The organism is Vibrio sp. Isolate34 (assembly GCF_022397915.1).
Lineage (GTDB): Bacteria > Pseudomonadota > Gammaproteobacteria > Enterobacterales > Vibrionaceae > Vibrio.
Genome location: NZ_JAKEUO010000013.1, coordinates 129,513 through 153,261 on the forward strand (window position 1 = coordinate 129,513; position 23,749 = coordinate 153,261).

At 44.6% G+C, this 23,749-nt stretch carries 19 protein-coding genes; 9 read left to right on the plus strand and 10 right to left on the minus strand.

All coding sequences use genetic code 11. The annotated features are described in order from the left end of the window. Positions 1-57: 57 nt before the first annotated feature. Complete coding sequence (gene deoD / locus L1D22_RS14970) at positions 58-768, minus strand: purine-nucleoside phosphorylase (protein ID WP_048661021.1); 711 nt, start codon at positions 766-768, stop codon at positions 58-60. 347 nt (positions 769-1,115) lie between these two features. Here deoD and L1D22_RS14975 point away from each other — a divergent pair, with 347 nt between their 5' ends. Next, a complete protein-coding gene (locus tag L1D22_RS14975) occupies positions 1,116-2,090 on the plus strand; it encodes a L,D-transpeptidase family protein (RefSeq protein ID WP_239830383.1) in 975 nt (324 codons plus the stop codon). A gap of 165 nt (positions 2,091-2,255) precedes the next feature. Here the strand turns inward: L1D22_RS14975 and L1D22_RS14980 are convergent, their stop codons facing one another. Further along, positions 2,256-2,522 (minus strand): Lpp/OprI family alanine-zipper lipoprotein, encoded by a 267-nt coding sequence (locus tag L1D22_RS14980; RefSeq protein WP_017064250.1) that lies wholly within the window; start codon positions 2,520-2,522, stop codon positions 2,256-2,258. A gap of 361 nt (positions 2,523-2,883) precedes the next feature. On the opposite strand from L1D22_RS14980, the gene L1D22_RS14985 reads away from it, so the two are divergent. Continuing rightward, positions 2,884-4,215, plus strand: coding sequence for a DEAD/DEAH box helicase (locus L1D22_RS14985; RefSeq protein WP_239830384.1), 1,332 nt, complete (start codon positions 2,884-2,886; stop codon positions 4,213-4,215). A 114-nt stretch (positions 4,216-4,329) separates the two neighbouring features. On the opposite strand, the gene L1D22_RS14990 is transcribed toward L1D22_RS14985, so the two are convergent. Beyond that, the gene (locus L1D22_RS14990; RefSeq protein ID WP_345772812.1) at positions 4,330-5,577 is read right to left on the minus strand and encodes an SGNH/GDSL hydrolase family protein; all 1,248 of its coding nucleotides are present in this window, start codon (positions 5,575-5,577) and stop codon (positions 4,330-4,332) included. A 480-nt stretch (positions 5,578-6,057) separates the two neighbouring features. Between L1D22_RS14990 and L1D22_RS14995 the strand changes: the two genes are divergently transcribed. After that, positions 6,058-6,999 carry a triacylglycerol lipase gene (locus L1D22_RS14995; RefSeq protein WP_239830386.1) on the plus strand — a complete coding sequence of 314 codons (942 nt, stop codon included), beginning with the start codon at positions 6,058-6,060 and terminating at the stop codon, positions 6,997-6,999. Between the two features lie 38 nt (positions 7,000-7,037). Then, positions 7,038-7,946, plus strand: a complete 909-nt coding sequence (locus L1D22_RS15000) for a lipase secretion chaperone (RefSeq protein WP_239830387.1) — start codon at positions 7,038-7,040, stop codon at positions 7,944-7,946. Positions 7,947-8,091: 145 nt separating this feature from the next. Here L1D22_RS15000 and L1D22_RS15005 read toward each other — a convergent pair whose 3' ends face one another. Then, positions 8,092-9,735: a methyl-accepting chemotaxis protein gene (locus L1D22_RS15005; RefSeq protein ID WP_239830388.1), complete on the minus strand. Its 1,644-nt coding sequence runs from the start codon at positions 9,733-9,735 to the stop codon at positions 8,092-8,094. Between the two features lie 463 nt (positions 9,736-10,198). On the opposite strand from L1D22_RS15005, the gene L1D22_RS15010 reads away from it, so the two are divergent. The 5 genes from L1D22_RS15010 to L1D22_RS15030 all read left to right on the plus strand — a co-directional run bounded on the left by L1D22_RS15010 (position 10,199) and on the right by L1D22_RS15030 (position 16,260). Beyond that, positions 10,199-11,020 (plus strand): phosphate ABC transporter substrate-binding protein, encoded by an 822-nt coding sequence (locus tag L1D22_RS15010; RefSeq protein ID WP_239830389.1) that lies wholly within the window; start codon positions 10,199-10,201, stop codon positions 11,018-11,020. A gap of 110 nt (positions 11,021-11,130) precedes the next feature. Beyond that, positions 11,131-12,060: a phosphate ABC transporter permease subunit PstC gene (pstC, locus tag L1D22_RS15015; protein WP_239830390.1), complete on the plus strand. Its 930-nt coding sequence runs from the start codon at positions 11,131-11,133 to the stop codon at positions 12,058-12,060. A gap of 15 nt (positions 12,061-12,075) precedes the next feature. Next, entirely contained in the window at positions 12,076-12,939 is an 864-nt protein-coding gene (gene pstA / locus L1D22_RS15020) for a phosphate ABC transporter permease PstA (protein WP_017632259.1), read from the plus strand. 90 nt (positions 12,940-13,029) lie between these two features. Then, positions 13,030-13,779, plus strand: a complete 750-nt coding sequence (gene pstB, locus L1D22_RS15025; RefSeq protein ID WP_239830391.1) for a phosphate ABC transporter ATP-binding protein PstB — start codon at positions 13,030-13,032, stop codon at positions 13,777-13,779. Positions 13,780-14,115: 336 nt separating this feature from the next. After that, complete coding sequence (locus L1D22_RS15030; protein WP_239830392.1) at positions 14,116-16,260, plus strand: GGDEF domain-containing protein; 2,145 nt, start codon at positions 14,116-14,118, stop codon at positions 16,258-16,260. Between the two features lie 103 nt (positions 16,261-16,363). Here L1D22_RS15030 and L1D22_RS15035 read toward each other — a convergent pair whose 3' ends face one another. Genes L1D22_RS15035 through L1D22_RS15060 form a run of 6 tightly spaced genes read right to left on the minus strand, consistent with a single transcriptional unit; the run spans position 16,364 to position 23,333 of the window. After that, positions 16,364-18,043: a BatD family protein gene (locus L1D22_RS15035; protein WP_239830393.1), complete on the minus strand. Its 1,680-nt coding sequence runs from the start codon at positions 18,041-18,043 to the stop codon at positions 16,364-16,366. Between the two features lie 2 nt (positions 18,044-18,045). Continuing rightward, positions 18,046-19,980, minus strand: coding sequence for a VWA domain-containing protein (locus tag L1D22_RS15040; protein ID WP_239830394.1), 1,935 nt, complete (start codon positions 19,978-19,980; stop codon positions 18,046-18,048). Then, complete coding sequence (locus L1D22_RS15045) at positions 19,973-20,965, minus strand: VWA domain-containing protein (RefSeq protein WP_239830395.1); 993 nt, start codon at positions 20,963-20,965, stop codon at positions 19,973-19,975. The genes L1D22_RS15040 and L1D22_RS15045 overlap by 8 nt, the downstream gene beginning before the upstream one ends. Beyond that, positions 20,958-21,443, minus strand: coding sequence for a DUF4381 domain-containing protein (locus tag L1D22_RS15050; RefSeq protein WP_239830396.1), 486 nt, complete (start codon positions 21,441-21,443; stop codon positions 20,958-20,960). The genes L1D22_RS15045 and L1D22_RS15050 overlap by 8 nt, the downstream gene beginning before the upstream one ends. Beyond that, positions 21,440-22,366, minus strand: a complete 927-nt coding sequence (locus tag L1D22_RS15055; RefSeq protein WP_239830397.1) for a DUF58 domain-containing protein — start codon at positions 22,364-22,366, stop codon at positions 21,440-21,442. Before L1D22_RS15055 ends, L1D22_RS15050 begins: the two co-directional genes overlap by 4 nt. A 10-nt stretch (positions 22,367-22,376) precedes the next feature. Next, positions 22,377-23,333, minus strand: coding sequence for a MoxR family ATPase (locus L1D22_RS15060; RefSeq protein WP_239830398.1), 957 nt, complete (start codon positions 23,331-23,333; stop codon positions 22,377-22,379). Positions 23,334-23,749: the final 416 nt, after the last annotated feature.

Below are 23,749 nucleotides of genomic sequence, written 5' to 3' on the forward strand. Positions count from 1 at the left end.
CAGCCAAGTGAGCTTGGCTGCGGGGTAACGCTTTTCAATGTATCTTTTATCAAATCGTTAGATGTTGATTGCTGTCTCTAGAGCAACTTTCATCATGTCGTTGAAAGACTTTTGACGCTCTTCAGAGCTTAGTTTCTCGCCACGGATGATGTGGTCAGATACTGTTAGGATAGTCAGTGCTTTAGCACCAAGGTCTGCAGCAACGCCGTAGATACCAGCTGCTTCCATATCAACACCTAGGATGCCTAGTTTTTCCATTTTTTCGAAAAGGTCAGCTTCTGGAGTGTAGAAAAGGTCTGCAGAGAATACGTTACCAACTTTAACTGGAACTTCTTGTGCACGAGCTTGGTTTACTGCTTCTTCTAGAAGACCGAAATCAGCGATAGCAGCGAAGTCGTGGTTGTTGAAACGAATGCGGTTTACTTTTGAGTCAGTAGAAGCACCCATACCGATAACAACGTCCATTAGTTTAACGTCGTCACGTACTGCGCCACAGCTACCTACACGAATAACGTTTTTCACACCGTACTCAGCGATTAGCTCGTGTACGTAGATGCAGCATGATGGGATACCCATACCGTGGCCCATTACAGAAACTTTCTTACCTTTGTAAGTGCCTGTGTAGCCAAACATATTGCGAACGTCACAAACTTGCTTCACGTCATCAAGGAATGTTTCAGCAATGTATTTTGCGCGAAGCGGGTCGCCTGGCATAAGTACTGTTTCTGCGAAATCACCAGCTTGAGCATTAATATGAGGTGTAGCCATGGTCGTTCTCCAAAGTTTAAACGGTAATTATAGGAACAGAATTTAATCAATTACCGATTCTGTTGAATTGAATTCGTTTTGTTGAGGCAATATTAGCGAGTTAAAACGAGGCTCCATGAGATACCTGTCACAAAATGGGTCTACCCATAGTGTTTTATTGTTATTGATAACCAAATGTGTTGAAACCTTAAAGGCAATCGATTTTGTGTGGGTAAATCGCTTTGTATCAGCAGAAGGGAAGGTCTATTGAGAGAGAAAGGGATATGAATTTAGCGGTAACTAACCGTTGTCGCGACGTTTAATCAGCGATAATCTAAACTTTGATAAAAGACAAACCAAGGAATTGTATGTCGTATTGTGCTAGCTCGACGCCTTTACATGCTATGAAAACTCGATTACGTAAGATCGCTTCGCGTGCTGTGCGAACCGCTTTAATTGCTGGAGGGATGACTTCATCGTGGGTGTATGCTGCTACGTTTGAGTTGCCTCCAGCGGAAAGTCGCATTGTAGGCAGAATACAGCAACACGAAGTCGCAGCAGGTGAAACTTTAGCGATTATTGCAAAGCAGTACGATATTGGCTTTCTCTCTTTAATGGCGGCAAATAAGGGCGTTGATCCTTTTCTTCCTGCTGAAGGCTACGTGTTAAGTATTCCTAGCCGTTTAATTCTGCCGGATACCCCAAGAAAAGGCATTGTCATTAACCTTGCCGAATTAAGGCTGTATTACTTTGAGCCTGAGAAGAATCAGGTGCATGTGTTCCCTGTCGGGATTGGTCGAGTTGGGCGCGATACGCCAGAAATGATCACTAAGATAAGTCAAAAGAGACCTAATCCTACTTGGACGCCGCCTAAGTCGATCCGTGATGAGTATTTAGAGAAAGGTATCGAATTACCGAGAGTGGTGCCAGCCGGGCCTGAAAACCCACTGGGCGAATACGCAATGCGACTGGCTTATGGCGCTGGGGATTATTTGATCCACGGTACCAACAAAGATTTTGGAATAGGTTTGCGAGTAAGCTCTGGCTGTATCCGAATGGAGCCTAAGGATATTGAATGGCTATTCGAACAAGTGAATCGTGGTGAACAAGTCACGATCATTAATGAGCCGATTAAAGTGTCGCTCGAACCGGATAGAAGTGTGTTTGTTGAAGCGCACGAACCATTGACGAGAAGCGACGGTTCTAAGAAGTCTCTAAAAATTCCGGTTGAATTGAAATGGTGGCTTGAAGACGCTGATCTTCCTAACTCAAAAGCGAAAGCGGTTATCTTTGCGCAAAACGGTGTGCCTGTTGAGATCGCACCACCTGTGATTGAGTTTTAATTCGATAGTTTTTGGGAAAGCGTTATGGCTTTCCTCTCTCCCTTATCTTCATTTTCTTTATTCCAAATAAAAGCACCACTTCCGTCAAGAGGTGGTGCCTATCTAATTACTGCTTTTTACTTTTACGACTTATTTGATCTAAAGCTAGTAGCGCTTATATCTCAACTACTTCGTGTAAGACTCTGCAATGTTGTCGATACGGTCGTTAGCACGGTCCGCTTCTTCTTTCGCTGCCATTGCGGCTGCTTCTGCTTCTTGAGCCTTCATTTCAGCAGCTGCTTTGTCACTCTTAAGTGCTTCAACTTCGCTTGTTAGTTGAGCGACTTGGTTAGTTAGTTGATCCATTTCTGACACTGCAGCTTCTTCTGGCTCTGAAGAACAACCGGCTAAAATGAAAACTGAGGCTGCAGCTGCGATTAACGTCTTATTCATAAGAACTCCTTGCTTATTTATCATCAAAAGATGCGCTATACATTCTTTATCATATAGTCGCTTCAATAATGATTGTAGCGACTAATTTTTTAACTGCAAAAACAATAACTAAAGAAATTGCTAAATTTTTGAGCTAATTAGCTCAGTATCACGATCTGTCTCATTTATGAGATGGGAGATTTGACCTCCGATTTTAAGAGGTTTAGCGCAGCCATCCCTTTGTTAGCAATACATAGAATGTTCTAGCTAACGACAGATAAAGAGATAAATTTAATGTGATCTCTATCCTTATAAAGTACTTTCGCGGTATCATGTCGCGTTAAATTAATTTTATTCAATACCATCATGACTGGAGAGTCCTTTGCACTTTAAAGATTTAGGCTTAGATAATCGCTTACTGAAGAACTTAAAACATTACGACTTTAAGAAAGCGACAGAGATCCAATCGAAAGCGATCCCTGTTGCTATTGCCGGTAAGGATCTATTGGCTTCATCAAAAACGGGTTCAGGTAAAACATTGGCGTTTGTGTTGCCAATGATTCACAAAGCATTAAAAACCAAAGCGTTTTCTGCTCGTGATCCTCGTGGTGTAATTTTGGCTCCTACTCGTGAGCTGGCTAAGCAAGTTTACGGTGAATTACGTAGCATGCTAGGTGGTTTGTCTTACGAAGCGGCGCTTATCTTGGGTGGCGAGAACTTTAACGACCAAGTTAAAGCACTGCGTAAGTACCCTCGTTTTATCGTTGCGACTCCAGGCCGTCTTGCTGACCACTTAGAACATCGTTCATTGTTTCTAGATGGTGTTGAAACGCTAATCCTTGATGAAGCGGACCGTATGCTTGATCTGGGTTTCGCTCCAGAGCTTCGTCGCATTGCCAATGCAGCTAAACACCGTCGTCGTCAAACGTTGATGTTCTCTGCAACGCTTGATCACGCTGAAGTAAACGGCATTGCTAATGAAATGCTAGATGCACCTAAGCGTATTTCTGTTGGTGTTTCTAACGAGCAACACTTAGATATCACTCAAAAATTCTACTTATGTGATCACCTAGATCACAAAGAAGCGATTTTAGACCGTGTACTGGAAGAAGCTGAATACCGTCAGGTAATGATCTTCACAGCAACACGCGCTGATACTGACCGTTTAACAGATAAGTTGAACGAGAAGAAACTTAAAGCGGTAGCACTGAGTGGCAACCTAAACCAAACACAACGTAATGCTATTATGAGCCAGTTCGAGCGTGCGGTTTACAAGATCTTGGTAACTACCGATGTTGCTTCACGTGGTATTGATATTCCAAACGTAAGCCACGTTATCAACTTTGATATGCCTAAGCATACGGAAGAGTACGTGCACCGTGTTGGTCGTACTGGCCGTGCGGGTAACAAAGGTGATGCGATTTCTTTGGTTGGTCCAAAAGATTGGGACAGCTTCAAGCGTGTTGAGCTTTACCTTCAACAAGATTTGACCTTCTCTGTACTTGAAGGCCTAAAAGGTAAATTTAAAGGCATTAAGCCACGTAAACCTGCGTTTGCTAAAGGCGGTCCTGCTAAGAAGAAGACCAACACTCAAGCGAAGAAAACGCCGAAGAAACCAGTTAAGCGCGATAAGAGCTTCCACCAAAATGTGGCCGTGGGTGATACCGTGTTTATCCCTAAGAAGAAAGTCGCACCAAAAGTGGACGACGAGTAATCACCAGCAGTTTTAAAGTGTTTGCTGGTAAAAATGACATAAATAAAAACCGCCAATATTAGGCGGTTTTTTTGTATCTCGACCTTGGCTAAGCCAATAGTTTTCGATATATATCTAGAAATCGAACGTCGAGAACGAATACGACAAGATGTGGTCGGCAATGTATTTATGAGTAGCAGTGGTTGGGTGTGTCACGCCCCAGAATACATAGCTGTCTGAACCATAGGTGGCACAGTCATTGGTTAAGCTGTGGCTTCGCAAATAGTCAGCGGCTGAGCTTCTATTGAGATCAAGACAAGCGTCACTCGCATTTCTAAAGCCATGTTGTTCAGGATTATCAGTAATGCTAGCGAACAATGAACTCGCATCGAACAACACCACGTTTTTCCCCATGCTTTGGTAATACTCAGCTTGTGCTTTAATGAACTGGTTGAACTCTAAGATCTTTCCTCGGACTTTGATGATCTCTTGCTCGGTTGAATATTTGAATTGTGGTGCTTTTGTCGCATCGGGCAATGTGAAGAGTAAGATATGGTTCGCACCAGATTCGGTTAGTCGGATAAGAGCGCTGCTGAAATCGGCTTTCACATCGGCGACTTCTCGATCGTAATTCATAAAGTCATTGAGCCCAAACTCGAGCGTAAACAGGGAGTTTTCAGGACGATAGTTTTTAGCGACTTTCATGTAGGTTAAGTAGGAAGTGACTTGGTCATAGACACCTGTCAGCGCGACATATTGGTTAGTGCCTGCCGCACCGCCAACAGCCCAGTTATAAAGTGGAACGTCTTTGGCTTTAGCTAAATATTCCGTCCAAACCAAACCGTTTGAGAAGTGCCCCAGAAACCATGAATTCGCATTGGGGAAAACCCATTGAGAGCCGTTAAATAGATTCCCAGTATCAGAAAGGCTATCACCAAAAGTAACAATACGATTAATGGTATTGGCTTGAACTACGTTATCGTTGGTCCAGATTGAATGGTTGTAAGAGAAGCGATTGTTTGCGGCAAAATAGGTGATGTCAGCGACGTCATGCTGGATGTCGAGCGTTTCTTCACAGCGCTGTTTGATTTCAGATTGCGGGGCATCGCTGTAGAACATGTTTTTGAATGAAACGGAAGACCACCAATATCCTTTTATCGTGTAATAGTCCCCGTTTTCTCTTTCAGCCCATTTCCAATCGGTAGCTGCAGAGTCATGCGACGCATCGGTTCGATACCAACATCGAACGTAAGAGTAAGTTTCTGAGCCTTGCGTACTAAGCACTTGAGCGGATGTTATCGATTCAGGTGTTGGTATTGGGTCTTCAGCGGCATAAGCACCAAAAGGCATGGTTAACGCGAGTATTAAAGCCGTATTTTTTATCATTGTGTTCTCTTTTTTTATTTTGAGGTAAGCCAATGGAAACGTTGTTGCTTGTTGATAAGTGAATAACTAAATCACTGGTACGACCTATACATAAAATTAATAATTTACGTCAATACATTCAAACTATTGGAGTGTCATTACTGGTATAAATATCAAATTTCCAACGGGTTTATGGTTGATAAATAACGGTTTAAACGCTTGAACGTTTTCCATCGTGCTTTTGAATTTTGCGAATATGAGGCTGATATTTTAGTGAGTTTATTGAAAGTACGAGTTCATGTGATTAATTTAAATGTTAATTTAATCAATTAGTTAATGCCTTGGCTTTAAGTCTTGTTCTGTTTGTGTTGATGTTAATCACTACTGTTTAATTCCAGTTCGATCTCACAAATATCGAGTCGTTACTTTCTGCTTTATAAAATCATCAACTACGGTTCTTTTGCTCATCGGAGGTCTAATCTGTTTAAGGAAAGAGCATTGAAAAAGATATTAATTTGGACGATAGCTTGTCTATCTAGTTTTGGTGCCTATGCAGGAACGAGCGCATCGGCACTAGAAGTCAGCGGATACACTGAAACCAAATATCCTATTGTGTTGGTACATGGCTTGTTTGGTTTCGATACATTAGCAGGCGTCGACTATTTCTATGGCGTACCGGAATCGCTGACAAAAGATGGCGCGAGCGTATACGTCGCTCAGGTTTCTGCGACCAACAGCTCTGAAGTTCGTGGCGAACAGTTACTGGCTCAAGTTGAAACACTTTTAGCGGCAACCGGAGCGAGTAAGGTGAATCTGGTTGGGCACAGCCATGGTGGACCGACAGCACGCTATGTGGCATCAGTTCGTCCAGATCTGGTTGCATCAGTGACAAGTATTGGTGGCGTTCATAAAGGCTCTAAGGTGGCCGATTTAGTTCGTGGCACTGTACCTGAAGGTTCAGCCACGGAAGGGATTGCGGTCAAACTTGCTGGTGGATTGACTACGCTCATCAATCTGTTATCTGGTGGAACGGATCTTGACCAAGACGGTCTCGCATCTCTTGAAGCTCTGACTACAGAAGGTTCGCTTGTATTCAATCAGTTTTACCCTGAAGGCGTTCCAACGTCTGAGTGCGGTGATGGTGAATGGCAAGCAGGTAACGGCGTTTATTACTACTCCTGGACAGGGTCATCCACTTTTACCAACCTTCTTGATCCTACCGACGGAGCAATGACAATTCTTGGCTTAGCCTTCAATGAACCGAATGATGGGCTAGTGGGGGCGTGCAGCGCACACTTGGGCAAAGTGATTGGTGACGATTATAAAATGAATCACCTAGACGAAATTAATGGATTACTGGGCATTCACCATCTCTTTGAGACCGATCCTGTGACGCTCTATCGTCAACACGCGAATCGATTGAAGCTGGCCGGCCTTTAGGTTGCCTACCTATTTATTAAGACCTTAAGGAACACATAATGAAAAAGACCGCCATTTTTTCGATAACCACGATAGCCCTGATGAGTGCAGCGGTGGTCTTTTTGTATCCAACCTTTTTTCCTGTTAAGACAGACGAGCTAAATTCAAACAAAAAAATAGAACACAGCGCCTCCTCTTTGAAGGCAACCTCTCAACAAGATACCGAAATCGATAATGCATCAGCTAAAGACATGATGGAATATTTCGTCTCAGGCAATACAGAGCTAACTCTCGAAGATATTCGTGACAACGTGGCAAAACATCACGATCAATCACAAAGTGCCGTTGTCGATGAAGCACTGTTTGCCAAATACCTTGAATATAAATCGGCACTGACCGCGTTGGACGTTCAGTTCGACACGACATCAATCTCAGCCGGAGATTTACACGCACTTAATCAAGCGCTAGTCGATCTCCAGGCCCGATTCTTTAGCCAGAGCGAGATAAGTATTCTGTTTACTCATGACAATCGCATGAGAGAAGTCGCTTTAGAAAAGTTACTTCTGAAACAAGAAGGGTTAGACGAGTCAGAATATCAGCAAAGGCTTGAGTCTTATCTATCTGAGCAGCCAGATTACGTTCAAACGAGCCATCAAAATCAGGTTTTGCTTCAACAGCTATCAAGCTCCGAGGGGCTTGAACAGCAAGATAAATATTTAAAGCGAAATGAACTTGTTGGCGAAGAAGCTGCGCAAAGGCTTGAAGCGCTCGACCAACAAAGAGCCGAGTTTGAAGATGCCTTGGAAGTTTACCAAGTAGAACGAAATGACATCCTCAACGATGCTGCGCTGTCACAGGTAGAACAACAAGAAACGATCGCTGATCTTAGGGTCGCACACTTTCCTTCAAAGCAGATTAGAAGAGTAGAAGCGATAGAAAGGATTTGGGACGAAGATCTTGGCGAGTAGGTCTTCTATGCCAAGAAAGTCTCGATTTAAAATAAAAAACCAGTCACGAGTGACTGGTTTTATGTGTATGGAGGAGTTACACCTTGGGCTTTATAACTCAAAACCTAAGCCTTAAAGCTTGCACCTTAAAGCCAAAACCTTGCACTTATACTTTAAAATAGTCCAACTGCTGCTTTTGTTGCTCAGCGAGGTTAGATAGCTCGTGGCTTGCTGCTGCGGCTTGAGTGATACCGGTTACGTTTTGGCTTACTAAGCTGTAGATGTTTGAGATATTACGGTTGATGTCTGAGGTTACTTGGCTTTGCTCTTCTGCTGCAGAGGCTACCTGAGTGTTAATCTCCGTCATATCTGTTACCGAGTTAGCAATGCCTGAAAGGGCCGTGCTTACTTCCGCTGTCAGAGTTTGGTTGTGCTCTATCATTGCTAGTGAGCTGCTCATGCTCTCGTTAGCGTTGCCAGATTGAACCTGCAAACCTTCAATAATGGTTTGGATCTCTTTGGTTGAGTCTTGAGTGCGTGCTGCCAGCATACGAACTTCATCAGCAACAACCGCGAAACCACGGCCACTTTCCCCCGCACGTGCCGCTTCAATTGCCGCGTTAAGCGCAAGCAGGTTGGTTTGTTCAGAGATGCTTTGAATCACCTCAATCACTTTACCAATCTGTTCGGAATGCTCTTTCAGGGTGCCGACAACGTTAGCTGCTTCGCTCAGTTGAACCGCCATTTGCTCATTAGCTTGGTTGCTCTCATTAAACAAGCTCATGCTGTGTGTCGCCATTTCGTCAGCTTGTTTAGACGCCGAATCAGCTTGTACTGCGTTCTCGTTCACGTTTGCTGCTGTGCTTTCTAACTGGTTCACGGCAGAAGCAACTTGTTCCACTTCTTGCTTCTCTTGGTCTGAGTTAGCGCTTGATTGTGTCATTACCGCAGCCAGTTCCGTAGATGCAGAAGCGACTTCGATACTGATTCGAGACAATGAACTTACCGTGTCACGCAGTTGCTCAACGGATTTGTTTACGTCTTGTGCAAGACGTGAAATCTCGTTATCGCCATACTCTTCCGCTTTAACCAGTAGGTTACCTTTGGCTACTTCGCGCATGGTTTCTTGGATATTACTCAGCGGCTTAACAATGATGCCAGCAAGCGTCCAACTGATGATTAATGCAATTGAAAGAATCACGAGTAGGGCAATGGTCGCTGTATTCAGTGTACTGGTGTGTTGCTGACCATTGATGTCGACTTCTTGAGTCGCAAGCAGGTTCAGCTTTTTAGACAGCGTGTTGATTGCTTGCACCATGTCATTACCCGCGTGACGGTATTGATCGATGGCAACTTGGTAGCGAGCCTCAAAATCAGAAGATAGCGCAGTATCGCCATGCTTTGCTTTTAATAGAGGAAGCATAGTAGTTCGAGAAAAGTCGACATAGTGATTCATCGCTTTGCTCATCGCGGCTACTTCATCTTGCATACCTGGCACTGTGTCTAATGAATTCAGTAAACGAGTATTCTGGTCACGCTTTTCATTGAGCGTTGCAACCAGTGTCTTTACATCATCAGCATTGAATAGGCTGTAGATCGCTTTGATGCGCATGCCATAGCTGTTGTCGACGATTTCGCTGAGTTCTTCTTTATGTAGGATGAGTTGATCGGTTGCTGTTGATACATCTTTAAAAGCGTTTTCCAGTTTGTCACCACCGATGATGACACCCGTCAAAAGTAGTACGACAGAAAAGAGTACTGGAATGAGAATTTGTATTTTTATAGATAAGCCACTGAGAAGTTGGCGCATGTATTGTCCCTCTTTGAATAAGTAAATGAGCAGAAGCAATTGTTATTATTGTAATTAGCAGGTGATTCTAACTTCTGAGAATGACAATTCAATCAGTAATAGATTCGATTTTGATATATGCGATAGGTATTTGATAAATATTGAATATTTATTGTACAAACAAGGTTTTGCCCTTAAATAAAGTGGGTAATTTAATACAGGTAAGAGGCTGGTAGTCAGTAATGACAAGGGGTGGTGAGATATTAAGCGTTTTGGTTTGAAGACGTTGCAATTAATACTTTTCGCCTATGAATTCACTCGTTCTATTAGCTCAATGCTATTTAGTAAGGGAAAACCAAGAAAATAAATTGCAGTTGTCATATAGGCTTCAATTTAGTGAAACACAACTGTCACATTCGGATTCTAAAGTAGGCCTCGTTCAAGCAAAACATAACGGCAATAACGCCACTAAAGGAAATTTGTGATGAAAAAGACAGTTATCGGTGCAATCGCACTACTAGGCGCTCTAACAGTGAATACAGCTTCAGCTAAAGAAACTATCTCTGTAGTTGGCTCTAACAGTGCTTCTCCACTGGTTGAAGTTTTTGCAGAAACCTACATGAATAAAGGCGAACCAGTGTTCATCGAAATTCAAGCACCAGGTTCTTCTGCAGGCATCAAAGCAGCAAAAAATGGAAGTGCTGACCTTGGTATCTCTTCTCGTGACCTAAAAGAAGAAGAAAAATCAGCTGACCTGAAAGAGCTAGTTATCGCTCGTGACGGTATCGCAGTTGTTGTTAACCCGAACAACGAAGTATCTGCTCTAACTGCTGAGCAAATCACTTCAATCTACAAAGGCGACATCACTAACTGGAAAGATGTTGGCGGTGCTGACAAGCCAATCGTAGCAATCACTCGTGATACTGCATCTGGTACACGTGGTGCATTCGAAGACATCATGAAGCTTAAGAAAAAGATTGGCGATAAGAAAGTATCGGCTATCTCTCAACGTGCACAAGTTGCAAACGGTAACGGCGCACTTAAAGTTTCTGTAGCAAACAACCCATACGCTATCGGCTTTATCTCTCTAGGTACCGTTGATGAATCTGTTCAAGCTCTAACTATCGACGGCGCTGCTGCGACTGTAGATAACGTTAAGAACGGTTCTTACAAAGTTGCTCGTCCTTTCCTAGTACTTTACAAAGATGGCGCACCATCAGCTGAAACTCAACAATTCCTAGACTGGATGGTTGCAGATGAAGCTCAAGCTATCGCTGATAAGAAAGGCTACATCACAGTTAACTAATTTTAACTGACTCACTTTTAATTATTGCTCAGCCTGTTTAGGCTGAGCCTTTTCTTTCAACTTTGTCTATTTCGAGTTCTTTTTGAGCCACAAAGTTTGAGATTTTATTTATGACCATCGCAAATAGTGAAAAGCTTATGAATACTGAAGCGACTCAAATCAATAAGCCGCGTCTACGTGCTAAAAAGCGCATTGACTGGAGAGAAAGAATTTTCCACGGCTTGTTCTTATCGAGTGCTGTAATTGGCATCGTATCACTAGCCGTTATCGCTTACTTTATTGTTGCAGAGAGTATCCCTGCATTCCAAGAGGCTGGTGTTTCTGGCATCGTTCTGGGGGTTGACTGGTTACCTCCAGCTCTATTCGGTGTTGCAACTATGATTGTTGCATCGATTGTTTCGACACTAGGCGCTGTAGTTGTTGGTGTACCAGTAGGTGTATTAACCGCTATTTTTATTGCCGAGATTGCTCCAAAGCGTCTTGCAGATATTATTCGACCAGCAGTTGAGCTTCTAGCGGGTATCCCGTCGGTAGTTTACGGCTTCTTCGGTCTGGTAATCATCGTTCCAATGATTCAGAACATTTTCCAAGTACCAGCGGGTAACACTATCCTGGCAGGTATCATTGTTCTGGGTATCATGATTCTTCCTACCGTTATCACGGTTTCTGAAACTTCGATTCGTGCTGTACCTCGTACGTACAAAGAAGGTTCACTTGCACTGGGTGCTTCGAAAATCTACACGATTTTTAAGCTACTCGTTCCTGCGGCACGTTCAGGCATTATGACTGGTGTGATTTTGGGTATCGGTCGCGCACTTGGCGAAACGATGGCAATCATCATGGTTATGGGTAACGCGCCAGCAATGCCAGAAGGTATTTTGGACTCGGCTCGTACGCTAACAGCAAACATTGCTATTGAAATGTCTTACGCAAGTGGCGTTCACGCTAACGCATTGTACGCAACAGGTGTTGTACTTCTAGTGTTCATCATGATGTTAAATGGTGCTCTACTTTATCTTAACCGTGAAAAATCGAAGTAGGCGAGGATAAGTAATATGGATCTCGTAAAACTAAAACAAGCACGTCAAACCAAAGATAACATCCTGAAAGGTTTTATCTGGGCAGCAGCCGCTGTAACCGTTGGTTTCTTATTCTGGATTATTTGGTACATCCTATCGAACGGTCTGCAATACGTAGATTGGAACTTCATCACTGACGATTACACTCGTACGGGTGAAGAGCGTGGTATTTTCCCAATGATCATCGCCACGATCTACATGGTAATTGCATCGATTGCCGTTGCAGCACCACTAGGCATCATGACGGCAATCTACCTAACAGAATATGCGAAAGTAGGTAGCCGATTGGTGAAAGTGATTCGATTCTGTACTGAGTCGCTCGCTGGTATCCCATCGATTATCTTTGGTCTGTTCGGTATGACCTTCTTTGTTTCGATTCTTGGTCTTGGCTTCTCGATTCTATCGGGTGCATTAACGCTAAGTATCTTGATTCTTCCTGTAATTATTCGTACTACAGAAGAAGCATTGATGGCAGTACCACAAACTTACCGTGAAGGCTCATACGGCCTTGGCGCTTCAAAAATCTACACTATCTGGCGTTTGATCTTACCAAGCGCAATGCCAGGTATCTTAACTTCGGTCATTCTTAGTATTGGTCGTGTAATTGGCGAATCAGCACCTGTATTTTTAACAGCAGGTATGGTGGCACGTGTTCCTGAATCAGTATTCGATTCTGGCCGTACACTAACGGTTCACCTATATAAGCTGACAACAGAGCTATTTACTATCGATGAGTGGAACCAAGCCTACGGCACCGCGACAGTCCTAATCGTATTGGTTCTCTTGATCAACATGGTTACAAAACTGATTGCAAGACGCTTCAACACGGCAACTTACTAAGCTGATTAGCTGGCTCCACAATAAAAAGAGCCTCCGTGATAAAGAAAGCATCAAGCTAGACACGAATTTAAGAATTTAGAGATTATGAAAATGAACAAATTTGATATTGAGAACCTAGATCTGTTTTACGGCGAAAACCAAGCGCTTAAATCTATCAACCTGCCAATTCCAACTCGTCAGGTTACGGCACTGATTGGCCCATCGGGTTGTGGTAAATCGACACTACTACGTTGTTTGAACCGCATGAATGACCTAATTGAAGGCGTTACGATTAAGGGTAAGCTGGATATGGATGGCACTGACATCTACGGTAATATCGATGTCGCTGACCTACGTATCCGCGTAGGCATGGTATTCCAAAAGCCAAACCCATTCCCAATGAGCATCTACGAGAACGTGGCTTACGGCTTGCGTGCTCAAGGTATCAAAGACAAGAAGCACATTGATGAAGTAGTAGAAAGCTCACTGCGCAGTGCGGCACTTTGGGACGAAGTAAAAGACCGTCTTAAAGCACACGCATTTGGTTTGTCTGGTGGTCAGCAACAGCGTCTATGTATCGCTCGTACCATTGCAATGGAACCGGATGTAATCCTAATGGATGAACCAACATCGGCTCTAGACCCAATCGCGACACACAAGATTGAAGAATTGATGGAAGATCTGAAGAAAGACTTCACTATCGTTATCGTAACGCACTCAATGCAGCAAGCGCGTCGTATTTCAGACCGTACTGCTTTCTTCCTAATGGGAGAGCTTGTAGAGCACAACGAAACAAGTGTTATCTTCAGCGAACCAAAAGATGATCGTACTAAAGGTTACGTAAACGGTGACTTTGGTTAATTGATTATTCAAGTGCTGTGTTTGGCCTTTTAGCAAAACCAGTACGCTAACTGATACGCAGGTTAGATAATCGAATAGATCGACAGAATTATCACTATAACTATAAGCGATGGAAGTTTTGCCCCACTTTAGGTGGGGCTTTTTTATGCCTTTAAAAAAGTCCTAATGTCGATGAAATTTTGGGCAGAAAATCCCATTTTTGTCGTCCTTCTCATGCTTGTGATAATGTTAAAAGTGAAATTGCGACCCGCTTAACATCTCATTTTTAGTTACATTGATTGCATATCAAGGCTTCTGTATTTTTGCTGTATTCTCAATAGCCAATGGACGGAAGCTGTGCCTGTAAAAGCCTTTGCAAAACAAATATCTGCTGCGCGCGACCATCGTTTATTGGCTGAACCTCTTTTTGACTATCTGGTTAAGGTACTCGCTCCTCAAGGGATTGGAATATTTGCGGAGCCGACGCCGGAGAGCGATTCGTTAGCGCTGTTCTCTTTCGGCGAATTAACCTCGTTATCGAGTTATCCTTCCACATTTTGGCCTTGGGTTGCCCAGTTCGATACCGCGGACGGGGTGTTGCCTATGGCTATCAATACTTGTAAGTGGGAGCATATGAAGGTGCTGGGTGGAGAGTCATTCATCATGATGCTCGACAACGCGCCTGCCTGCAGAACTTATTTAATTGTTCAAAATTGCAATGCTGAGAAGGTTAATCAAACCTTCGATCAAGATCTTGATGTCTTACAGCTCGCGGCTGCCCGTTGGCAATGTATTCGTGCCGAAAAGAATGCCGCTCTTGAGATAAAGCACCGAGACACACGCGAAGCACTGTACCTTGATGAGATAAAGCTACGAGAGCTGTTTGTTGAGAACATGAAATTGGTTCATCAAGTCGCGTTAGAGCTTTCTAACCCTGAGTCCTTAGATGCCTTGTATAAAGCTTCGGTTGAAGCTGTTCGTGACCGTTTAGGTTTTGATCGTGCGATCTTCATGTTGCTCGATATGAAAAAGCGTTGTTTCAGTGGCACCTATGGCACTGACGAAGCGGGCAAGACAAATAGCGAGCATCATACTCAATACGACTTGCATCAACTTGAAGCCGAGTACATTGAGGCATTGTCTGATAATCACACTAATCTCGTCATTATAGAGAACGCGCCCCTATACACAGAAGGGAAGGTCGTTGGGCAAGGCTGGAACGGTATGCTTATCTTGCGTGAAGGGGACAAACCTGTCGGCTGGATCGCCATGGATAACTACATTCACCGCTCGCCAATCACTAATTATCAAAAGCAGATGCTTGAGTCTTTTGGCTCTCTGCTTTCTCAGATCTACATCCGTAAGCGTCAAGAGCAGAACATACGTATGCTGCATTCGAGCATGGTTGAGCTTTCTCGCTGCGACAGTGTCAGTGAAGTCTGTAAGTCCGCGGTCAGTTTCGCTATTCAGCACTTAGGCATTGACCGATTAGCGGTGTTCCTCACTGATAAAAACTGTAGCTACATGCAAGGTACGTGGGGCACTGACATTAAAGGCGACATAGTCGATGAGTCCTATTATCGCTCAGAGCTTGTGGAACGTGACATCGTAGCCGCAGCGCGTGCTTGTCCTAACCAAGTGGCGTTTGAAGAGTCTGTTCCTATTTATCACGATTTTAATATTGTCGGCGTCGGTTGGACGGCAATGACCATGCTCACCACAAATACAGGTGAGCCGATTGCGTTTATTGCTGCCGATAACCTGTTAACTCGCAGCCCTTTAACCTCGCAGCTTCGTGAAGTGATACGTATCTTTGCTTCAAGCCTTGCCGAGGTGTTGCAAAGAACCATGGCGCAAGAGGAGCTGAAAAAGCTCAATGAAACTCTGGAGCAGGAAGTCAGCAAGCGCACCCAAGAGCTAGAGTTGGCCAATGAGCAACTGGATATCATTTCTAAATTAGACCCTCTGACACGTCTTGGAAATCGTCGTATGTTGTCGCAAGTCTTAGAAGATTTGAACTGCGACGATCAAGGTGCCTTTGCTACGCAGCATGAAATTACATTTGGGTTGATCCTCGTCGACTTGGATCATTTTGGTTTGTACAACAGCGTCTATGGCCATACTGAAGGGGACGCAGCTCTGCGAACCATCGGCAAGATACTTAATGCTCATGTTCATAGTGACAAGGAAACCTTCTGTCGTATTGGGGGCGAGGAGTTTATGTTGTTGATGATTGGCACTAATCATTCTGAAACGAAGCAGCGTGCCGAGTCGATTAGAAAGTGCATTGAAGAGGCGAAAATCCTTCACTGTGAAAGCAGCACTAGCCCATATTTAACTGCATCGGTCGGGTATGCCTCGATAACTTCAGACCAACACCAGTTCGACTTTGACCTGCTTTACGGCAAGGCGGATAAAGCCTTGTATCAAGCTAAAGATTCAGGGCGAAATAGAATCGTCTCAGCCTTGAAGCGAAAAAAAGTCGCAGTTTCAATCTCTTAGTCTAGTATCTGTTTCTCCCTACCGTAAAACAAAAGAAGCCGTGATGCTCACAAGGTGGTCATCACGGCTTCATTTTTCTACCAATTATAGCTTTTCTGGTTAATTAAAGTGTTTCTAGTGAGCTTTTACGCGTTTTGCTAGAGACTCGCTTTGGCTTCTTAACGGCTTTGATTGCCTCAGAAGGATCCCATGATGAGGTTGAAGAGCTAGCTTCACCATAAAGGCTTTGGTTTAACTTGCTTAGCTCGGCTTCAACGGCTGCTAACGTCTCATTGTTCAAATCTGGGTTTTCAGCTTTCCATTGCTCAAACAAGGTTCTGGTCATAACACCATCTTTCGTTTTTAGAGCTTCAATAAGCGCTTCAGCTGTATCTGATTGACGTTCAACAGTGTGTGTTGGTTTTGTCGTGACACCGCGGCGTAACCAGAAGTAGAAAGCCATCGCTGAGCTGATTAACCATAAGACAGCGAACAGAGCGGTGAGATAAGGCCAAAACCCCGGGCTATCAACAGTCACAACCGTTGGGCTTACTTGTTGTGCTGGTGGTGCTGTAACCGGTGGTGTACTAGACGTCGCACGGTCACTTGCTTTTACCGCTAACCCTAGTCCAAGTGCTTTACTGGTTTCCTCAGATTGTGAATCGGTGTTGAACCAAGCTTGAGAGATATCCGGAAGCGAGATATTTCCAGCTTCTTTCGGGATCAATACCTGCTTGTAAACCACCACAGCATCGCCTGACTGCGTTGTACCAAATTGCGGCTTCTCTTCATAAACACGAACCGATTTAGGGTAGGTGACATTGAGTTTCGGCAGTTGGTGCTGGGTTAAGTTGCTAGCCGTCATAGTAATGGTACGAGTTAACGAATCACCCGCTTCCATTTCGATGGTTTGGTCATCGCCTTCCAAACCATTGTTATTGGTTAGCTCGTTACCTTGGCTATCTGACCACTTTTGAATCAACTTGAAGTTCGATGTTGGTAACCACTCACCTTGGTAGCCTTTTGGCACCTCTTTGACGGTTACATCTAGGGTTTCAACGGGAGTGTCGAGTTGGAACAATCGCGTTGTGCTTGAGTTGTTGGTCGAGTAGACAACGGCTCCAGTCAGCTTCGGTCCACTCAGCTTAAACTGTCCGGCTTTTTGTGATGAGATACGGAAAGACTGTTGAACAACCGTCACTTCTTGTCCATTGAGGACATCTTGAAATTGTTTCGATTCACCAATAGGTTCAACATCTAAGCCCGGCGAGCTTGGTGGCGCTATTTTAGGATCTTGCAGTCTTCTTGGGTCAGCTTTAATAATGAGTTTTACGTCCAGCTCAGCGACTTCTTGTGGGTACAGCGAGTCTTTACTCAGATTAAGCTTGAATTCAGCCATATCATGTTGAGTGGGTGCCGCTTTATTAACGGCAACATTGATGGTGATAGGCTTGGTTTTTGCCCCTTCAATATTGAAGCTAGGAATCTGAACCTTACCCAAACGCAGTGGAGCAAGGCTGATGTTCCATTCACTTGACACCGAACGGCTACCATTGACGATTCGCATCGACGTGCCAAAGCTTGGTGTACTGACATAGAAATCCTGTTGGAGCGCCGTTAAATCTAAAGCATCAGAAGAGACCTTTTCATCGGTTGCGACTCTAAGTAGGAATACTTGATCTTTGGTGACACTGTTTTGTGAAACACTCGCTACAGCAGTCGCCGCCAATGCCGAAAAGGACGAGAAAGCGCCTAATAACAGCGTTAGGAGTATGGATAAAAATGGCTTGTTAAGAAATCGCATGGTTACCACTTTTTGTTCTGGTTGTTAGGAGCACCTTTTTGTCGTGCTTGTAAAATCATTTGTGCTTTAAGCAGCTGGCTCGGGTCACGGGCGCTTTCTACTTGCTCAAGCTTTCGCATATCTGGGTCACTCGATAGCGGTTGCCCTGAAGTTTGTGCTACAGCTTGTTGAGCATCGTCTTCACCTTTTTCGCTTGAAGCTTGCTGTGCGCTCGCACTTTGAGGTTGTGATTCATCTTGCTCTTGAGCTTCTGACTGCTCGGCTTTACTTGGCTGTTTAGACTGTGCTGTTTGCTCGCCTTCTTGTTCGCCTGCATTTGCATCCGGTTGGTCTTTGGCTTGTGCTTGGTTTGCACTTTCAGCTTGGTCATCTGTTGGGTTCTGGGAGTTTTTATTGTCTGCAGAACTTTGCTTTTGATCCGACGAGTCTTGCGAAGCATCATTTTGCTGACCTTGCTGACCTTGCTGACCTTGCTGACCTTGCTGACCTTGCTGACCTTGCTGACCTTGCTGACCTTGCTGATTCTGCTGGTCTTGGTCTTTTTGATCTTTGGATTCAGAATCGCCTTGCTGTTGCTGTTGCTGTTGCTGTTGCTGTTGCTGTTGCTGTTGGGCTTGTTTGACGATCTCTAGATTCTTCTTGGCATAGGCGTGCTCAGGGTTGTTTTCTAGAATGTGTTGATACTCTTCTATTGCTTGATCGTACTTGCCTTGCTGAGCTTGTGCATTTGCAAGGTTGTAGCGAGCATCTTCGCCATTCAAACCTTGTAGTGTCTGCTCTGCAGCTTCGAAGTCTCCCGCTTTGTATTGTGAAATGCCTTTCCACTCTTGTTGTTGGAACTGCTCTGCAGCTTGTTGAAAGTCTTCATCTTGATAAAGCTGATAACCCACCTGATCGTCGGTTTTCCAAGGATTCGCAAACGCAGCATTTGGTTGGCTGAATGACAAAGCTACAGCTAATCCGCACCAAATAACCCCCTTCCGAAACAGCCCAAGTGCAGGGAGTAATAGGAATGGCAGTAACCAAAAGCCATTGTTGACTCTGGTGTTGAGGGAGTTATTGGTCTTGGTCACCTCAGAGGTTGTTGCAACTCGGTCGAGATAACTCGCGATATGTTCAACATCTGAGTCATCAAATTGAACCTCAGTGAACGTGCCACCATAACTGCGAGTCAGTTCGCGCATGTTCTCTAAGTGGGTTCTCGCGACCACGGTTTGTCCTGAATCGGTTTGCAGCATTGAGCCTGTTGGTAAAGAGATGGGCGCGCCACTTTCAGTACCCACCGCTAAAATGGATAGCGTCCAATTGCTACCAGATAGCAGCGAGTCGATCTCTTTCTTCTCTTGGTCATCTATGTCATCAGCAATCAATACCAAGTCACCTTGATATATCTTCGCGCGAGTCATCATTTCAATGGCAAGCTTTACCGCAGCTGGTGCGTTACTGCCTTGGTAGGGCATGATATCCGGAGACAAGTTTGGCACTTGGCTCTTGATGGTGTTGATGTCGGACGTTAGCGGGCTAATGGTGTAAGCATCGCCAGCGTACGCGACCATTCCGGTTAGACCTTCTTTCCATAACGAAAGCAGATCAAGAGCCTTGTATCGCACTTGAGTTAGGCGATTTGGTTTTATGTCGGTAGCGTATAGAGACATCGACATGTCCATCATCACAACTCGCGCCTGCGTTTTTTCAAAGCTCGGCTGTTCATTGTTTTGAAAGCTGGGGCCGGCTAGTGCAATAACACCAATTAACCACCAGATACCAAAGTAAGTGCTGCGGTTTTTCGATGGCTTGCTCGATTCTGGCGCCAAGTAGCGAGCGATATGAGACGCTAATAACCCTTGCTTAGATTGCTTCTTGCTAAGCCACCAAATCGCGGGCAACGCGCCAAGAGCCAAGAACCAATATGGGTAGATAAAAGTAAAGTTAGACATTGTTTCTCCTAATGGCTAACAGCATAAATGCGAAGAACATTGCCGCAGACAAAGGCCATACAAACCACTCTTGTTGTGGTCGCCAAACCTTAGTGGCATTTGTCACGGGTTCCAATTGGTTGATGGTGTCGTAAATCGTCGCCAGCTCTTTACTGTCACGCGCTCGGAAGTATTGACCGCCTGTGCGTTTTGCAATTTCCATTAGCGTGCGTTCATCCAAGTCTTGAGCAGTATTCACTTTACGATTCATGAAGAACTCTTTAACCATCATTTCGCCTGCGCCAACACCGACGGTGTATATGGTTGCGTTGTATTTCTTGGCAATGTCTGCAGCCTCTAATGGGTCTAACACCCCTGCAGTATTACTGCCGTCACTAAGTAGCACCATCACACGTTGCGGTGCATCGCTATCAACAAAGGTTTTGGTCGCCAGGCCAATGCCGTCACCAATCGCGGTTTGATTACCGATCAGTCTTAGGACTGCTTGATTGAGTTGCTGTGACAGCGTGTCTCTATCCAAAGTCAAAGGTGTTTGTAGGTAGGCATGATCGGCAAAGAGCACCAAACCAACTCGGTCGCCTTTGCGGCGTTCAATGAAGTCACTCAACACATGTTTCACTGCCGATAAGCGGTCGATGTACTCGCCATTGAATTGCATGTCCTCTTGGCTCATGGAGTATGAGAGGTCGACAACCAACATCAAATCACGGTGCTTCGGTTGAAACTCAACGGGTTCGCCATACCAGACCGGGCGAGCGCTCGCCGTTACTAGCAGTAGCCAAATAAGCACTGACAACGCTTTTGGTAAGCGAGTACTCGGTGTTTTGGTATTGCTGTTCTCTGGCAGAAATGGAAGCTTAAGGGCGCTACTTGATTCCGCCTTAGGTGAGAACAAATAAACGAGAAACGGCAGTGGTGCTAGGAAAAACATCCACCACCAAACGAATTCAATATTTAGAATGCTCGTGTTTAAAAGATCAGTCATGGTTACCTCGCTTTGGAGGAAGGGCTTTACGAATCCAAGTTTCACAGTCATTAACTAATTGCTGCTGAACCTTTCGCAGATCGTCATTCATTGAAGTTGGATCTTGATAAAGCGACTGTTGCCACTGGGATTGTTTTTCTACAAACAACGGCTTTTTCAGCTGCGTGTCTAAGAACTTCAACCAATCATCCCCTGTTAGGCCAGCCACTTTTTCTCGCGGAAAGTAGCTCAGTGCAGCCTGACGAAGGATGCGTTGTGCTTCACTTGGAGACAAACGATCTGAAGACTGACTATTAGTGAAGTAAGACAGCGCTTCTCTCTTCGCCTGTTGATTGTTTTTTCTGCGTTTTACAATAAAAAACACCAAAGCAATCAGGATAATGGCTGTGACAATTACGGCCCACCAACCCCACGCCAAAGGCCACCATGTTGGTGCGTCTGGCGCAATAACAGGGCTTAAATCTAAGGGTTGATTCATGACTGAGCTCCTGATATCTGGCTCATCAATGGCTGCGCGCTCGACAGCGAGCTATAGGGTATCGCGAGAGATAATCCCACCTGTTGTAGCTGTTGCTGCTTGGCCGAGAAGGCATGGTTGAGCTTTTCCTTTTCTTTATTAGAGGAGAAGTTGAACCACTGTGTTTTATTGCCATCGGTAACTTGTTTCGAGCCTTTATAGGTCGTTTGACCTTGCTCTAGTGGGTCATAAAAATGCACCAGACGTACTCGGTTGTGGCGACGTATTTGACTGATAAGTGAGTAATCACTTTCTTGGTAACGCACAAAATCACTGAGCATAATGATGTCGCTTCCTTTAGAGCAAAGCTGGTGCAGAGATTTCAGTCCATGCTCTAAGGTCGTGTCACTATGATTGTCGTGATTAGTCAGTGCCGAATTATTGATTTCTATGACTTTTTGCAAAATACGCAGCGGAGCGTGGTTGCTCGCACTGGGTTTAATCTCAATGATCTCTTTGCCCGTATCGATCACAGCACCAATTCGGTCTTTTTGCGCCACAGTTAACCAGCACAGTTGGCTAGCAAAGTGCGCAAGTTGAACCGATTTTAGCAATAAGGTTGAGCCGAAAATCATGCTGCTTGATAGATCCAAAAACAAAATGACAGGTTGCTCTCTTTCTTCAGAGAACAGTTTGGTATGCGCCTTGCCGGTTCTCGCTGTTACTCGCCAATCAATGCTGCGAATGTCATCGCCCGCTTGATACTGACGAACTTCCGAGAAATTCATCCCACGCCCTTTGCGGTTGCTTTCGTGTTGGCCATTGAGTTGAGACCAGAGGCTCTTCGCCGGAGGTAACCATCGAACAGACTGCGCCTTGTATTGCAGCAATTCATCCAGATTCAGCATCACGCCGTCACTGTGGTTAGGTAGTTGATTATTCATGCGCGTATTCCTATGCGCTGCCAACCAGTGAAATAAGGTGTGCGATCACTTGGTTTGCAGTGACACCTTCAGCTTGTGCGTGGTAGCTACGAAGTAGGCGGTGACGCAGTACAGGGAATGCCATCGCTTGAACGTCTTGTGGAGTAACATAGTCACGGCCAGCAAGCCAAGCATGTGCACGAGCGCAGCGGTCTAGAGCAATCGTTGCACGTGGGCTAACCCCCATATCTAGCCATTGATTAAGTTGGTCGCTGTACTGCTTAGGTTGGCGAGTCGCCATTACCAGTCTGATGATGTACTGCTCAATGGTATCTGCCATGTGAATATTGAGTACTTCTTGGCGTGCTTCAAAGATCGTTTGCTGAGATATCTCTTGTGGCTGAACCGATTCGTTGCCTTGAGCTTCTCCGCGGTTGAGTCGAAGGATCTCAAGTTCACTTTCCATATCTGGATATTCAACTTCTAGATGAAGTAAGAAACGGTCTAGCTGGGCTTCTGGCAGTGGGTATGTGCCTTCTTGCTCAATCGGGTTTTGCGTTGCCATTACTAAGAACAGTTCAGGCAGAGCATAGGTTTTTCGACCTGCAGTGACTTGTTTTTCAGCCATCGCTTCCAGCATTGCCGCTTGTACTTTCGCCGGAGCACGGTTGATCTCATCCGCTAGAATAAGCGAGTTAAAAATCGGGCCAGATTGGAAAGTGAACTCTCCGGTCTCTGGTCGGAAGATATCGGTACCCGTTAAGTCTGCAGGCAGTAGGTCAGGCGTAAACTGAATGCGGTGGAAATCTCCTTCAACACAATCAGCCAGTGATTTTACGGCGCGAGTTTTTGCTAAACCGGGAGGTCCTTCAACAAGGATATGACCATCCGCCAGCAGGGCGATCATCAGCTGTTTAACGAGCTCTTGTTGACCAATGATTTGAGACTCTAAATAGTTTTGAAGGACTTCGAAATTTGTTTTGTGCATTTTGGACTCTCTGGGTATCCATTTGATTTTTATTTTGAGTATTGGTCACTTATCCGTAGTAAAAAGTTCCAGTACATCTGCGTAATTTATTTTTTCAAATTTGGAATGATTTACAAGTAGTTAGATAAAAACACTACTCGGTTATGACTTTTACCATATCAACTGGTTTTTACATACTAAAGCTCAAAAGGAGGGCGCTCGTGAAAACTAGGTGAAACCTCAATGCTCAGATAACAAAAATAAATATCAAACCTCCGTGCACTTACCTTGCTGATGTGACCTTAGGCTAAGTCAATTCGGTTGTTACATCGAATTTGCAAATTTTTGCGAGAATCCTCTCTAGTTTTATTGGTTGCGGTCGATACATAACTTAGATTGTGCACTTCTACTTGGAGTGCACTAAAAAAGTCCTGTTC